This is a genomic window from Nocardia nova NBRC 15556 (assembly GCF_001613005.1).
Lineage (GTDB): Bacteria > Actinomycetota > Actinomycetes > Mycobacteriales > Mycobacteriaceae > Nocardia > Nocardia nova.
This window is the reverse complement of sequence record NZ_BDBN01000035.1, coordinates 49,548-64,588: the sequence shown is the minus strand read 5'-3', so window position 1 is coordinate 64,588 and position 15,041 is coordinate 49,548. Positions and strand designations below refer to the sequence as shown.

General features: G+C 68.8%; 13 protein-coding genes. 9 read left to right on the top strand and 4 right to left on the bottom strand.

Annotated features, from left to right (window positions below; translation table 11 throughout):
• The first annotated feature begins 244 nt into the window (after nt 1-244).
• Nucleotides 245-553 carry a chorismate mutase gene (locus NN2_RS15345; protein WP_036505489.1) on the top strand — a complete coding sequence of 103 codons (309 nt, stop codon included), beginning with the start codon at nt 245-247 and terminating at the stop codon, nt 551-553.
• A gap of 146 nt (nt 554-699) precedes the next feature.
• Here the strand turns inward: NN2_RS15345 and NN2_RS15340 are convergent, their stop codons facing one another.
• Complete coding sequence (locus tag NN2_RS15340) at nt 700-2,151, bottom strand: NAD-dependent succinate-semialdehyde dehydrogenase (protein WP_030515072.1); 1,452 nt, start codon at nt 2,149-2,151, stop codon at nt 700-702.
• A gap of 124 nt (nt 2,152-2,275) precedes the next feature.
• Here NN2_RS15340 and pgi point away from each other — a divergent pair, with 124 nt between their 5' ends.
• The 3 genes from pgi to NN2_RS15325 all read left to right on the top strand — a co-directional run bounded on the left by pgi (nt 2,276) and on the right by NN2_RS15325 (nt 5,345).
• A complete protein-coding gene (gene pgi / locus NN2_RS15335; protein WP_063014288.1) occupies nt 2,276-3,928 on the top strand; it encodes a glucose-6-phosphate isomerase in 1,653 nt (550 codons plus the stop codon).
• A gap of 106 nt (nt 3,929-4,034) precedes the next feature.
• Nucleotides 4,035-4,460 (top strand): hypothetical protein, encoded by a 426-nt coding sequence (locus NN2_RS15330; protein ID WP_063014237.1) that lies wholly within the window; start codon nt 4,035-4,037, stop codon nt 4,458-4,460.
• 114 nt (nt 4,461-4,574) lie between these two features.
• The gene (locus tag NN2_RS15325) at nt 4,575-5,345 is read left to right on the top strand and encodes an ArsR/SmtB family transcription factor (protein WP_218022029.1); all 771 of its coding nucleotides are present in this window, start codon (nt 4,575-4,577) and stop codon (nt 5,343-5,345) included.
• A gap of 36 nt (nt 5,346-5,381) precedes the next feature.
• Here the strand turns inward: NN2_RS15325 and NN2_RS15320 are convergent, their stop codons facing one another.
• Nucleotides 5,382-7,001, bottom strand: coding sequence for an acyl-CoA dehydrogenase family protein (locus tag NN2_RS15320; protein ID WP_063014232.1), 1,620 nt, complete (start codon nt 6,999-7,001; stop codon nt 5,382-5,384).
• 10 nt (nt 7,002-7,011) lie between these two features.
• Nucleotides 7,012-7,608 (bottom strand): TetR/AcrR family transcriptional regulator, encoded by a 597-nt coding sequence (locus NN2_RS15315; RefSeq protein WP_063014230.1) that lies wholly within the window; start codon nt 7,606-7,608, stop codon nt 7,012-7,014.
• Between the two features lie 53 nt (nt 7,609-7,661).
• Here NN2_RS15315 and NN2_RS15310 point away from each other — a divergent pair, with 53 nt between their 5' ends.
• Nucleotides 7,662-8,435, top strand: coding sequence for a crotonase/enoyl-CoA hydratase family protein (locus NN2_RS15310; RefSeq protein WP_036524266.1), 774 nt, complete (start codon nt 7,662-7,664; stop codon nt 8,433-8,435).
• A 6-nt stretch (nt 8,436-8,441) separates the two neighbouring features.
• Complete coding sequence (locus NN2_RS15305; protein WP_063014228.1) at nt 8,442-9,668, top strand: WS/DGAT/MGAT family O-acyltransferase; 1,227 nt, start codon at nt 8,442-8,444, stop codon at nt 9,666-9,668.
• Here NN2_RS15305 and NN2_RS15300 read toward each other — a convergent pair.
• A complete protein-coding gene (locus NN2_RS15300; RefSeq protein WP_063014226.1) occupies nt 9,655-10,329 on the bottom strand; it encodes a pyridoxamine 5'-phosphate oxidase family protein in 675 nt (224 codons plus the stop codon). The two genes, NN2_RS15305 and NN2_RS15300, sit on opposite strands and share 14 nt — an antisense overlap.
• Before the next feature lie 121 nt (nt 10,330-10,450).
• Between NN2_RS15300 and pdxR the strand changes: the two genes are divergently transcribed.
• The 3 genes from pdxR (at nt 10,451) to NN2_RS15285 (ending at nt 15,033) form a co-directional block, all read left to right on the top strand.
• Nucleotides 10,451-11,857 carry a MocR-like pyridoxine biosynthesis transcription factor PdxR gene (pdxR, locus tag NN2_RS15295; RefSeq protein ID WP_245658711.1) on the top strand — a complete coding sequence of 469 codons (1,407 nt, stop codon included), beginning with the start codon at nt 10,451-10,453 and terminating at the stop codon, nt 11,855-11,857.
• 169 nt (nt 11,858-12,026) lie between these two features.
• A complete protein-coding gene (locus NN2_RS15290; protein WP_082955844.1) occupies nt 12,027-13,412 on the top strand; it encodes a hypothetical protein in 1,386 nt (461 codons plus the stop codon).
• Nucleotides 13,413-13,428: 16 nt separating this feature from the next.
• Nucleotides 13,429-15,033 carry a hypothetical protein gene (locus NN2_RS15285; protein WP_063014224.1) on the top strand — a complete coding sequence of 535 codons (1,605 nt, stop codon included), beginning with the start codon at nt 13,429-13,431 and terminating at the stop codon, nt 15,031-15,033.
• Nucleotides 15,034-15,041 lie beyond the last annotated feature (8 nt).

Here is a 15,041-nt window from a genome sequence, read left to right as displayed (position 1 = left end):
TTCTCAACGACGAGAACTTTGCCTCACTTGCCCCACGTGGCAGACTGGCCACATGACCAGCGCGCTCACGACCTCTGCTGTTCAGGCGTACGAAGGTATTCGTGGTCGCCGATTTCGCACGTGAGCGCACACTCGACGGGGGACAATTCAAGGCCGAACAGGTCTGTTTCACGGTGGAGGAACTAGATCGGTAACGGGGCAGGGCCGCACGCCGATCGAAGTTCTGACACGAGGAGAAGAAAGTATGAGCACCTCTACTGAGCCGATTGATCAGCCCGCGACCGGTTCCGATGCGACGTTGCCGAGTAGCGAGGCGGAGATCGAGAAGCTCCGCAAGGAGATCGATCGCCTCGACGCCGAGATTCTCGCGGCCATCAAGCGGCGCACCGAGGTCTCGCGCATCATCGGCCGCACCCGTATGGCCAACGGTGGCCCGCGCCTGGTGCACTCTCGCGAGATGAAGGTGCTGGAGCGCTTCAGCGAACTGGGCCAGGAAGGTCACACGCTGGCCATGCTGCTGCTCCGCTTGGGCCGCGGCCGCCTCGGCCACTGATCTACAGCCGCCTCGGCCACTGACCGGACTGCCGAACAGGCAGCCCTCGAGACCACGCGGCGATCGTCTCGACGAACTCCGCGACCCCAGGCCGCCCCGGGTGCCGATCCCCCGGGGCGGCCGTTTCGTATCCGGGAACCGCCGGATCAGGGCAGGGCGATGTACTTCGTCGACAGATACTCCTCGATTCCCTCGAAGCCGCCCTCCCGGCCGAATCCGGAGGCCTTGACCCCGCCGAACGGCGCCGCCGGATCGGAGATGACGCCGCGGTTGATGCCGACCATTCCGCTCTCCAGCCCCTCCGCGATGCGCAGCGCACGATCCAGATCGCGGGTGTACACGTAAGCGACCAGACCGAATTCGGTGTCGTTGGCGGCGGCGAGGCCCTCCTCCTCGGTATCGAATCCGACGATCGGCGCGACCGGGCCGAACACCTCCTCGCTGAGAATGCGGGCCTGCTCGGGTACCTCGCACAGCACGGTCGCCGGGTAGTAGTACCCGGTCCCGCCGGGCGCCTTACCACCGATGCGCACCTCGGCGCCGCGTTCGACCGCGTCCTCGACCAGTTCGCTGACGGTGTCGAGCTGGTCCTGGTTGATCAGCGGACCGAGGGTGGTCGACGGGTCGTCACCCGGGCCGAGCTTGACCTCCTGCATGGCGGCGACGAGTTTGTCGGTGAACTCCGCGCGGACCGAGTTGTGCACGTGGAACCGGTTGGCGGCGGTACAGGCCTCGCCGCCGTTGCGCAGCTTCGCCAGCATCGCGCCCTGCACCGCGGCATCGATGTCGGCGTCGTCGAAGACCACGAACGGGGCGTTGCCGCCCAGCTCCATCGAGGTGCGCAGCAGGCCGTTGGCGGACTTCTCGACCAGTTTCTTGCCGACCCCGGTCGAGCCGGTGAAGGTGAGTTTGCGCAGCCGCGGATCGTTGATCAGCGGCTCGGTCACCGCGCCCGAGTGGCTGGAGGTGATCACCGACAACACGCCGTCCGGCAGCCCGGCCTCACTGCACAGCTTCGCCAGCAGCAGCATGGTCAGCGGCGTGGCCGAGGCCGGCTTGACGATCATCGTGCAGCCGGCGGCCAGGGCTGGGCCGATCTTGCGGGTACCCATCGCGAGCGGGAAATTCCAGGGGGTGATGGCCAGGCACGGTCCGACCGGCTGCTTGTGGACCACGATGCGACCGGTGCCGGTGGGCGCGGTCTGGTAGCGGCCGTGCACCCGGACCGCCTCCTCGCTGAACCAGCGGAAGAATTCGGCGCCGTAGCGCACCTCGTTGCGGCTCTCCGGCAGCGCCTTACCCATTTCCAGGGTCATCAGCAGTGCGAAGTCCTCGGTACGCTCGACGATCCGCTCGTAGACCGCGCGCAGGATCTCACCGCGTTCGCGGGCCGGGGTCGCCGCCCAGCTGTCCTGAGCGGCCACGGCCGCGTCGAGGGCCCGCACGGCGTCCTCGGGCGTGGCGTCGGCGACGTGTGCGAGGGGCTCTCCGGTCGCCGGATTCTCGACCGCGAAGGTGGCGCCACCGGTGGCATCCACCGGCCCGCCGATCCAGAGTTGAGTGGGGACGGATTCGAGTAACTCGGTTTGCGACACCATGTGCTCAGGGTAGGCCGCGATGGACGCGGGCGCGGGCAACTGCCGGGTGGGCGGTGACCATCTGCGAGAGAGCCGGCGACATCACTCCCTGCGCATACGGGAACAGGTCTGTAATCTCGCGGGAGTGAGCAGCGACATCACCGCGACGGCGGCCTGGCGGAAACTGCACGATCACTATTCGGCCGTGGCCGACCGGCATCTGCGCGAATTCTTCGCCGAGGATCCGGACCGGGGACGCGAGCTGACCGTCGAGGTCGGCGATCTCCACATCGACTACAGCAAGCACCGCATCACGCGCGAAACCCTGGATCTGCTGCTCGATCTGGCGGAGACGGCGGGTGTGGCGCGGCGCCGCGACGCGATGTTCGCGGGCGAGCACATCAACACCTCCGAGGACCGCGCGGTGGGACATGTGGCACTGCGCCTGCCGGCCGGCGCGTCGATGATGATCGACGGCGCCGACGCGGGTGCGCAGGTGCACGAAGTCCTGCGCCGGATGGGCGATTTCACCGATGCGGTGCGGTCGGGACAGTGGCGCGGCGCCGGCGGTGAACGCATTTCCACGGTGGTGAACATCGGCATCGGCGGCTCGGATCTGGGTCCCGCCATGCTGTATCAAGCGTTGCGGCACTACGCGGATGCCGGGATCTCGGCACGATTCGTCTCCAATATCGATCCGGCGGATCTGACCGCGAAACTCGACGGCCTCGATCCGGCGCGCACTCTCTTCGTCGTTGCCTCCAAGACGTTTTCGACGCTGGAGACGCTCACCAACGCCACCGCGGCGCGGCGCTGGCTGGTCGCGGCGCTCGGCGAGGACGCGGTCGCCAAACATTTCGTGGCGGTGTCCAGCCACGCGCAGCGGGTGGCCGATTTCGGTATCGATACCGCGAATATGTTCGAGTTCTGGGATTGGGTCGGCGGCCGTTATTCGGTGGATTCCGCGATCGGGCTGTCGATGATGGCGGTAATCGGGAAGGAGCGGTTCGCCGAATTCCTGGCCGGAATGCACAGTGTCGACGAACATTTCGTCTCCGCGCCGCCGGAGCGCAATGCGCCGATCCTGCTCGGCCTGCTCGGGGTCTGGTACTCGAATTTCTTCGGTGCCCAGTCGCGCGCGGTGCTGCCGTACTCCAACGATCTGGCGCGCTTCCCGGCCTATCTGCAGCAGCTGACCATGGAGTCGAACGGCAAATCGGTACGGCTGGACGGCAGTCCGGTGACGACCTCGACCGGCGAGATCTTCTGGGGTGAGCCCGGAACGAACGGGCAGCACGCCTTCTACCAGCTGCTGCATCAGGGCACCCGGCTGGTGCCGGCCGATTTCATCGGATTCGCCCGTCCCACCGACGATCTCGCGACGCGCGACGGCTCCGGCAGCATGCACGACATTCTGATGAGCAATCTGTTCGCGCAGACGAAGGTGCTGGCCTTCGGGCGCACGGCGGCGGAGATCGAGGCCGAGGACGGCGGAACTCCGGGGTTCGATCCGGCCCTGGTGCCGCATCGCGTGATGCCCGGTAACCGCCCCTCCACCACGATCCTGGCCCCGCAACTCACCCCGTCGGTCGTCGGGCAGTTGATCGCGCTCTACGAACATCAGGTCTTCGTCGAGGGCACCATCTGGGGAATCGACAGTTTCGACCAGTGGGGCGTGGAGCTGGGCAAACAGCAGGCGCTCGCCCTGGAGCCGCTGCTCACCTCCGCGGAAGATCCGGCACCGCAATCGGATTCGTCGACCGATGCGCTGATTCGGTGGTATCGCGGCCACCGCTGACCCACCACCACGGAAAATACCCCGCCCGGATGCGTAATTGATCTCATGCCGGGAATGTGAGCAGGGCACTGCCATTGGCCCGATGCCCCGTTGTAACGTCCGGAATATGACCTCGGTTGCACAACATCTGCTGTGGTTCCTGCCGATGCTGTGGCTCGGCATGGTGCTGGCCATCTCCTTCCTGGAGGCGCCGCTGAAGTTCCGCGCGCCGGGAGTGACGCTCGCCCTCGGGCTGGGTATAGGTCGGCTGGTGTTCAAGGCGCTCAACATCACCGAGGCCGTCTTGGCGGTGCTGTTGCTGATTTCGGCAGCCGTAGTAGGCCCGAGCGGGGCGACCTGGGGATGGCTGATCGGCGCGGCGGTCGTGCTGGCGATACAGGTGGTGGCGGTCCGGCCGCCGCTGACCCGGCGTTCGAATCGGGTCCTGGCCGGTGAGGACGGACCGCGCTCGACGGCGCACTACTGGTACATCGGGCTCGAGCTGCTGAAGGTGGTCGCGCTGATCGGCCTGGCCATCGCCGCCGCGCCCTGACATCGGTAACGCCCAACGGCGCCGTATCTTCGCCTGCTTGCTCACCCGACCCGTTGACTTATGCAGGTAAATGCCTGCATAATTTTCCCCGTGCAACCCGAACCGGATTTGGACGTGGTCTTCAAGGCATTGGCCGACCCGACGCGGCGGCTGGTGCTGGATCGGCTTCGCGCGCAGAACGGGCAGACTCTGCGCGAACTGTGCGAGCGGGTGGAGATGGCGCGCCAGTCACTGACGCAGCATCTCGACATCCTGGTGCGAGCGGGACTGGTCACCGTGCTGCGACGCGGGCGGGAACGGGTGCACTACATCAATCCGGCACCTATCCACGACATCGAACAACGATGGATCTCCGTCTTCGACAGGCCGCGACTGGATGCGATCCGGGCCATCAAAAACCAGGCTGAGGAGTACGCCATGAGCACCACCGTGCCCAACTACGTCTACGTCACCTATATCCGTGCCAGCGCCGACCAGGTGTGGAAGGCACTGACCGACGCCGATCTCACCGCTCGATACTGGGGACACGCGAATGTGTCGGACTGGCAACCGGGTTCGAGCTGGGAACACCGTCGCATCGACGGCTCGGGGGCCGTCGACGTCGTCGGCGAGGTGATCGAATCGGATCCGCCGCACCGCCTCGTGGTGACCTTCGAGGATATGCCCGACGCCGACCGCTCGCCGTCGCTGGTCACCTTCCTCGTCGAACCGCACCGCGATATCGTCCGGCTCACCGTCACGCACGAGAATCTGCCGAATCAGGAGATGCTGCAAGGCATTTCGAGCGGCTGGCCGGCCGTGCTGGCCAACCTCAAGTCCCTGCTCGAGACCGGCGACGTACTGCCGCAGGCCCCGTGGGAGATGTCGAGCGAACCGGTGGGCTGAGCCGGATCGGGCGAATCCGGATCAGACGAATTCGGATCAGACGAAGGCGCGCTGCAGGATCGCCTCGGTATCCACTCCCACCGGGAGGGTGCCGAAGGCGATTCCCCAGTCGCCACCGAATCGGCTGGCGCAGAAGGCATCCGCCACGGCGGCATGGCCGTGGCGCACCAGCTGCGCGCCCTGCAACACCAACGCCATCAGTTCGATCACCCGCCGGGCGCGGAACTCGATATCACTGAGGTCGGTGAGCTCCTTGCCGATCCGGTCGATCGCGTCGTCGAGGTGGTGGTTGGCGCCGCGGGCCAGCGAGACCTCGTTGAAGTAGGCCTCGACCGTCTCCGGCTGCCGGCCCATGGCGCGCAGGGCGTCCAACGCCGCCACATTGCCCGAGCCCTCCCAGATCGACATCAGCGGCGCCTCCCGATAGAGCCGCGGCATACCGGATTCCTCGACATAGCCGTTGCCGCCGAAGCATTCCAGCGCCTCGGCCGCGTGTGCGGGGGCACGCTTGCAGACCCAATACTTGGTCACCGCCAATGCGATTCGACGCAGCGCCGCCTCGGCGGGATCGGTCGCGGCGCGGTCGGTGGCACCGGCCAGCCGCAGCATCACCGTCGTCGCGGCATCGGATTCGATGACCAGGTCGGCCAGCACATTGCGCATGGCGGGCTGGTCGACGAGCTTGGCGCCGAACGCTTCCCGATGCCGGGCGTGGTGAGCGGCGTAGACCACGCCGGTGCGCATGCCGGTCGCGGAGCCGATCACACAGTCGAGACGGGTCATGTTCACCATCTCGATGATGGTCTTCACACCCGCGCCCTCGGCGCCGACCAGCCAGCCTGTCGCGTTCTCGTACTCGATTTCCGAGGACGCGTTGGACTTGTTGCCCAGCTTGTCCTTCAGGCGCTGCAGCCGCAGCGCGTTACGGGTGCCGTCGGGCAGCACGCGCGGCAGCAGGAAGCAGGACAGGCCGCCGGGCGCTTGCGCCAGCGTCAGGAACATATCCGACATCGGCGCGGAGGTGAACCACTTGTGCCCGACGATGCGATAGGTACCGTCGGATTGCGGTGTGGCCGTGGTGGTGTTGGCCCGCACATCGGAGCCGCCCTGCTTCTCCGTCATCGACATCCCGGCGATCAGCCCGGCCTTCGTCGAGGGCTCACGCAGGCCGAAATCGTAGGTGCGCGAACCGAGTAGCGGCTCGAAGCGAGCGGCCAGTTCGGGATTGTGGCGCAGTGCCGGAACCGCGGCGTAGGTCATGGAGATGGGACACATGTGTCCGGCATCGGCGACGCCCCAGGTGTAGAACTTCGCGGCGCGGGCGACGTGCGCGCCGGGCCGATCGTCGAGCCAGGGGCTGCCGTGCAGGCCGTGCCGTACGGCGACGTCCATCAGGTTGTGCCAGTAGGGGTGGAACTCCACCTCGTCCACCCGATTGCCGTAGCGGTCGTGGGTGTGCAGCACCGGCGGGTACTCGTTGGCCAGCCGGCCCCACTCCTGCGCCTCGAAACTTCCTGCCAGCGCGCCCAGTTCGCGCACCTCGGCTTCGGCCCAGCCCGCACCCTCACGGTGCAGGCCTTCGATCAGGGCCGGGTTGCGGGAGAAGTCGAACGGGGTGATCGGCGGGACCTGGTTGAACACTTCGTGGGTGGCCATATGAGTTCTCCTATTCGTGCGCGCCGAGCGCGCGCAGCGCGAAGGCGACGAGTTCGGGCACCACGGATTCGCTCTGCAGCTGCTCGGCCAACGGTCCGACCAGCACCTCACCGATGGCGCCGACCAGGGCGGTGGCGGTGGTGCGCGGGTCCTGGGGCGGCAGTTGCCCGGCGCCGACACCGTCGGCGATCGCGGACTCGAAGGTTTCGGCGAAGGCCCTGCGGAAGCGCAGGCGTTCGGTATCGACGCTCGCGTCCACGGGTTCGGCGAGCAGGACGTAGGCGAGTTTGGGATTCTTCAGCGCGCGCCCGGCGAAAGTCTCCACCGCGGCGGTGACGCGCTCGACGACGCCGCCCTCCGCCCCGGCCTGTGCGACCGCGGCGACCTCGCGCGTGACGACGTCCCGGAACACAGCGGTGACCAACTCGGCCTTCCCGCTGAAACTCTTGTAGACGGTTCCCGTGGCGACTCCGGCCTCCGCCGCGACGGTGGCCATCGACAGCCCGCCGAAGCCCTGCTCCGAGAGCACCTTCATGGCCGCGTGCACGATCGCGCGCGACTGTGCGTCCAGTCGCGCCTGCACGGCGGGGGTTCTGCGGTACGCCACGCAAGAAGTGAATCACAAATTCATTTCTTGACGCAAGGGCCGGGGCGGGCCGTATGGTCGAATTCGTGAGCGTACGAATCGAGCGCAGCGGGCCGGTCTTCACGGTGATCCTGGATCGCCCCGAGGCACGCAATGCCGTCGACGGACCGACCGCACAGGCGCTGGCCGCCGCGTTCCGCGAATTCGATGCCGACGACACCGCGGCGGTCGCGGTGCTCTGGGGCGCGGGCGGTACCTTCTGCGCCGGGGCGGATCTGAAATCGCTGGGCACCGAGAAGTCCAACCGGGCGGCCGAGGACGGCGACGGCCCCATGGGCCCCACCCGCATGACGCTGTCCAAGCCGGTGATCGCCGCCGTCTCCGGCTATGCCGTAGCCGGCGGGCTGGAACTGGCGCTGTGGTGCGATATGCGGATCGCCGAGCAGGACAGCACATTCGGTGTGTTCTGCCGCCGCTGGGGCGTCCCGCTGATCGACGGTGGCACGGTGCGCTTACCGCGCATCGTCGGCGCGGGCCGGGCGATGGACATGATCCTCACCGGCCGAGCTGTCGCCGCACCCGAGGCTTTGCAGATCGGGCTGGTCAACCGGGTCGTCGGCCCCGGTGAATCCCGTTCCGCCGCAGAGCGACTCGCGGCGGAGCTGGCCGCCCTGCCGCAGACCTGCCTGCGTTCGGACCGGATGTCGGCGCTGGAGCAGTGGGGGCTGGACGAATCGGAGGCGATGGCCCGCGAGTTCCGCTACGGCTTCACCGCGCTGGCCGACGGTGCGCTCGAGGGCGCGCAGCGGTTCGCCGGCGGAGCGGGCCGCCACGGATCGTCGGCCTGAACGGCGATGGGCCGGCTCAGCGTAGTCGACGAGATCTTTCTGCGCGCCCATCGCGGTCTCGGCACTCCCAGTGCGCTGCAGGGATTGTGGCGCACCGCCGACCCGATCGACAGGCGGCTGCTGGAACAGATCCACGCCGCCCTGCGCGTCGGCCCCCTCGGCCGCCGCGTCGTCCGCCCCCGAGTTCCGGGTGCGCGGCCGTACTGGCGGCGCAACGACGGCGCCCATCCGTTGCGCATCGCCGGCGGCGGTATCGCCACCGCCGACCTGCTGAGCTGGGCCGACGAACAGGGCTACGATCTGGATCCGGAATTCGGGCCGGGGTGGCGGCTGTCCGCGGCGGCGCTGCGCGAGGGCGGTTCGGTGGTGGCACTGACGTGTTCGCATGCCCTCGCCGATGGACGCGGCCTGGCGCTGGCCGTCGACCACGCGCTGTCCGGCTCGCCGCTCACGGATTATGCGGCACCGCAGTCGGATTGGTCCGATGCGGCCAGGCAGTGGAGCACCGTGTTGTCCGGCAGTGCGCGCGCCCTGCGACACGGGGTGCCACGGGAACCCGGTGACGGAGCGTGCCGCAGCGCCGAGACGGCGACGACAACCGATGCGGTCCTGCAATTTCCGGCGGCGGACTGGGAGCTCGCCGCGGCGGGGCGGGGCGGAACGGCGAACAGCCTGTTCCTCCACGTCGTCGCGAAGATGCTGTGGGACAGCGGTTTTCCCGACTCGCCGATAACCGCCGCCGTTCCCGTCGATACCCGCGACGATCGCCGCGTCAACAACGACATGGCCATGACCGAAGTGGTGGTCGAGCGCACCGATACTCCCGCGACCCTGCGTGAGAAGTGCCGTGCCGCATACGAATACCGTATGTCCGGTCCCCCGGGCATGCCCGCGGAACTGCTGCAGGTGCTGCCCGCGCGCGTCGCGCACCGGCTCTCCCGGGGTGCGGGCGAACGTGACATTCTGTGCTCGAACATCGGCACCCTCCCGGCCTCGCTGGCACAGCTGGGCCCGCATCGCTGCACCGGCGTCGCCGCCCGGGCCATCCATCCCGGACTGCAACCGACGGCGCTCCCCCGCACCCGCCTCGCGGCCTACCTGTGCCGGATCGGGCACACGTACACCCTCGCTCTGGTGGGCCTGGATCAGGAGCGAATCGAATCCTCCGATGCGCTGGTCGATTTCGCACGGAAGGCGATCGAACGATTCGAGGTACCGGTCACCGCGTGGTGAGGATCCGCGTCGTCACGTGGTCCGGGACGGCGCCCGGGCGTACCAGGTCCGGCGCCGGGATCGGAGTGCCGAAGACCTGACGGACCGGGAGCAGGCCCGCCCAGGCGTCGCTGTTCAGGTCGGCGGGATCGTCGGAGGGATCGCCGGCGCGGATCTTCACCGAGGCCTCGGTGAGGTCGAGGGCCAGGACCAGGGTGGCCGCCAGCTCCTTCTTGTCGGGCGCACGCACGGTATCCCAGGCGCCGGGGGCGGAATGGTCGACGATGACGCGCAACGCGCGTAGCCGCTCCTCGGGGTCGGTGACTTCGACCGGGCGCCCGTGGATCACGGCGGAGCGGTAATTCATCGAAAAGTGCATGGCCGCACGGGCGTACACGATCGCATCGACCAGACTCACCGCGACACAGATGTCCCCGGTGAGGGCGGCGCGCAGGTTGCCGGCGCCGGTGGATCCGTGCAGGTACAGCGTGTCCGCGCTGCGGCCGTAGACCGTCGGCAGCACGACGGGCGCGCCGTGCAGGGTCACCCCGATATGGCAGATCAGTCCGGCGTCGAGCACCTCGTCCAGGGCCGAGCGGTCGGTGGCGGCGCGGTCCCGATAGCGGGTGACTGTGCTGCGCGGGGTCGGCGAGAGCTTCGGGCGCGTGGGTGTTCCTGGCATATGACCAGGGTCTACGATCGGGTGGCATCATCATATGGCCAATCAGGAGCTATTTCGGAAGTCCACTTGTGCGGACGCCGCGCGATCGTCGCAGTGGGGCATTCGAGCCGAAGGGAGCATCGTGGAGGACCTCCCGCTGTCGATCGATCGCGATGCACCACGCCCGCTGTCGGTCCAGGTGGCCGACGAACTGCGCGCCGCGGCGACGGCCGGCCGGCTGCGAGGCGGCGAGCGACTCCCTTCGTCCCGCGCTCTGGCCGAACGCCTGGGCGTCAGCCGCACGGTGGTCACCGCCGCCTACGACCAATTACATGCCGAGGGCTGGATCTCGGGACGGCACGGCTCGGGCACCTACCTCACCGCCGCACCGGCATCGGTACCGGAACCCGTTGCGGCGAGCGCTCTTTCGGATGCCGTCGGCGAACTGCTCGACCTGGCCCCGGGCGCACCCTGCGTGGCGGCGATAGACCGCGCGGCCTGGCGTCGCGCCTGGCGCGCCGCGAGTGACCGGCTGCCGTCGGCACGCAAGGACCGCGGCGGCGAACCGGATTACCTCGCCATGATCACCGAACATCTGCTCCGCCATCGCGGCCTCGCTCCCGGCAGCGACAGTGTCATCCTCGCCACCTCCGGCACCAGTTCGGCGGTCGGCGAACTCGCCCACGCCGTGCTGCGCCGCGGCGACACCGTGGCCGTCGAAGATCCCGGCTACCTCCGCGCGGTCGGCGCCTTCCGCGCCGCGGGTATCGAGGTACTGCCGATACCGTTGGACGACAAGGGCATTCGAGTGGACAGAATTCCCGCCGGTGTGCGCGCCGTCTACTGCACCCCGGCCCATCAGTTCCCGCTCGGCGCCCGGATGCCCGCCGCCCGCCGCGTCGAACTGATCGACTTCGCCCGGCGTACCGGCGCGCTGATCATCGAGGACGACTACGACGGCGAATTGCGTTACGACAGTGCGCCTTTGCCATTGCTGGCGAGCCTCGACCCGAGTCGGGTCATCCATCTCGGCACCACCTCCAAAATCCTGTCCACCACGCTCGGCGTCGGCTGGCTCGTCGCCTCCCGGGCTGTCACGGACGCCGTGACGGCCCACCGGGAAAGCACCGGCACCTGTCCGGCTCCCGCCGGTCAGCTGGTGTTCGCCGAGCTCGCCCGGCACGGCGACCTGGCCCGTCATCTGCGCCGCCTGCGCCGTGAGATGCCGCCGCGCCGGGCACTCGTGGTTGCCGAACTTCGCGCCCGCGGGCTCGATGTCGTCGGCGACCATGCCGGATCACATGTGCTCGTCCCGCTCGAATCCGCCGCGGTCGAGGAAGCCGCGATCGCCCACGCTCGTGATCGCGGGGTACGGCTCGACGGCCTCGCCCGCCATCACGCCGATCGACCGCACACCTTCGGCGCCCCGATCGGCTACGCGGCCCTACCCTCCGCCGAACTGCGCGCCGCGATCACCATCGCCGCCGAATGCCTCGCGGCCGCGTCATACGCCGGTCCGATGCGGCCCCCTTTTCACGGGTGGCAATAGCAGCTCGGTTGCGTGCTGGCCTCGGGGTACGAAATTCTCGAACCGAGTGCGACCCTGACGAGCGATAGATCGAGGCGGTTGTGGAAATTGCTTCTACTCCTCCCGAGGTCGAGGTGCGCAGCTGCGAGCGTGGTCGCGTATCGGCGGTTCGTGGATCGGGGAGTGTGTGGTGAGCGGTTCCGGGGGTGAGGATCTCGCGGACGTGGTGGACCGGATCACCGCCGGCTTGCGCGAGCTCGCGCCGCCGGGATGGCAGCGGCTGGAGGCATCGTTCGCGTTGACCGTTGTCACCGAATCGGCGTTGTTCGTGGTCGATGACGGGCACGGGCCGGTCAGGTGTCAGGTGTCGGATGAGGTGTGGGCGTCGGTGCGCCGGCACCGGCAGGTTTCGGCCGAGCTGGAGAGCGAGCCGTGGTGGCGGATGGTGGTGCGCGCCGACGCGGAGGACGTCGAGGTCGTCGTCGATCACGGGGCCGAGCCGTTTCCCGGTGAGCAACTGTTCGCACCACAGGCGTATCTGGCCGACCTGGAAAGGTATCCGCGCGGCCGGCTGCCGGTGTGGTTGGCGGCTTACATCGGGCGCGGTGAATCCCAGTCGAGGCCGCCGCGCGCCGCCTGGGACGGAATGCGGGCGGACCGGAGTGCGGGCGTGCGGGCGGTGCCGGTGACCGGCGAGTTGCCGGACCTGCGAACACTGTGGGCGCGGTGGGCGGTGCTGGCCTCGGCCTTCGTGGCGGCCGGCTCGGAACGGGGGCCACGGATCGGTCCATCCGTGGGCGTCTTCGAAAGTGCGGGACACAGCGGTTCGACGTTGACGCTGCTCCCCGGAGACCGGGCGGTGCTGTCGGGTGGAGTATGGGAGGCCCCCGCGTTGGACCTCGCCTACAACGGTGGTGGCGCGATGCCGAATGTGTTTGCGGGAGCACCTGATTGGGTGGCCGACCCGGTGCTCGATCCGCGGGTGATGACCGGCATGCTGTCGTTTTGTTACTGGTGGGAGAAGGGGCGGTGGTACCGGGGCGGATCCGCTCCGATGTCGGAATGCGCGGCGGCGCTGCCCGCGGTGTGGACTGCCGACACGGTGGCGCGAGTGGTCGCCGACGTGGTGGAGCAGTCGTCGCCGGATGCTGCCGAGTTGCTGGTGTCGGCGGCGCAGGCCGCCGCGGTGACACGGGAGGCGATCGTGCAGGCGGTCGGTGACGAGACCGAGGTCGACGTCGCCGGTGCGCTGTTCCAGTTCGCACTCGCGGATCTGACGGCCGGCGCGGTCGCGGGGATCAGCGAAGCGGAGGCGTTGAAACTGGTTCGCGATCACATCCGCGAGCGAGGGTACGACACCGCGGATTATCCTCCGTCGTCCCTGCGCGCCGACCGGATCAGCGTGGGCTGGATGGTGCGATCGCCGGTGCCGGACAACGACATCGCCCTGGACCGTGCGGTCTTCTATGTCGCCGACGACGGCGCCGTGGAGCGATCGAGTTCGTCGGTGCCGCTGTCGGTTTTCGTGACCGACTTCGAGCGACGGTTCCGCCTGCGGGTCGGCGACCGGATGTGACGGCTCGAGGCGGGATATGAGCGGCGAACTTCGATTGGACCTGGCCGGCCTGCGCGAACGGGGTGCCCGGCTGGCCGAACTCGCCGACCGGGTGGGGCAGACCTATGCCGGACTACGGGATTGCCTGGACCAGGCCCAGGGCAGCTGGGGCGACGACTATATGGGCCGTCAGTTCGCCGAGCAGTTCACACCGCATGCCGATCAGATGCTCGCCAACGTGCGCGCGATGGAGAAGGGGCTGCACAGCACGGCATCCGGAATAATCGGTGTCGCAAACGAATTCGACGCGCAGGATGCCGGCGGCGCCGCCCGGCTGGCCGACGCCGCGGGGAATCGGGATCCGGGCACCGGGAGTTCGGCCACGGTTGCGCCGGATACCCCGGTCGACCGGCCGTCGCCGGCCGATGCCGGTCCACAGGTCCCGTACAACCCCGCCGCGGTCTCCCCGGCGCGGAACTCTCCGGTCGCCGGCGGTCCGGCGCATCCCACCGGCGGGGCGCAGGGCGCCGACCAGCCCCCGGCCGGTGGTTCGCGGTCACCGAACGGTTCTCCGACCGACCCACAGGACGGGACGGAGTCCCGCTCGCCGTGGAATCGGGACCGGCCGGAGTCCGATCCTTCCGGGCGGGACGGGCGCCCTCCCTCCGGCGACTCCGGTCGCCGGCCCTCATCCGTTTCGGCACCGCCCTCCTCCTCGTCGGGGCTACCTCCGGCCGACCGGCGCGGCGCGCCGCGAGCTGCGGACGCCTCGTCCGGGAGTGGCGCGGGACCTACGAAACGGGGCGATACTCCGTGGGGCGGGCAACAGCCGCCTCGCCATCCCGGCACACCAGGAAGAGCCGAAGGCCCTGGAAAGCCCGGATCTCCCGGCAAGCCGGAGGCAAATCCCCGGCACGGTTCCCCGCCACGATCCGACCGCTCGTCCCGCGACAAGGCACGTGCGGGTGATCGGCGCCGCTCTCGCCAGCAGCAGGCGTCCGACCCGATGATCGGTTGGCTGGCGCGCACATTGGCCGAGCGCCACGGTGTACAGGTGACCGGGTTCGACACACCCGGCCTCCAGCTGCCGCCGATACGAGACTTCGTGGCGGCGGTGGACCGGGTGCTCACCGACTATCCGATGATCGGTCTGGATTCGATCGCGGTGGCGGAGCTCGGCGGCGAACTCGGCACGGTGCGATGGAGTCGTGAACCGGGCATCGAGGACGCCGCCGGCTCGATGACGCTCGACCGGCGCACCGCGCAAGAGCCGGCGGCAGCCGCCCCCACCGTGGAACCCGACGGCGAGCCGGCGCGATCGGACATCTATCCGGCGACGCTTCGGGAATTCGGCCGGGCCCTCGACGCCGCAGGCGGCGGCGTAGCGCGCAAGCAGGCGCAACGTGTTCTGATCGCGGAATACCTGCGCCTGCAGCCGGACCGCACCCTCGCCGAAGTGGTGAGCGGTTACCGGGACTGGCGAGCCGGGCTGGCCGGGAATACCTCAGCCTCGAGCGAATTCGATGTGGGTGAGGCGCTCGGCATCGCGTTCGCCGAGGTGGTGCAGCACGGCGAGGAAGCGGGCATACAGGCGAGATTGCTCCATGCGGTGCTGGTCGCCGCGGCGTCTCGACCGGTGTAGGTGGTGCC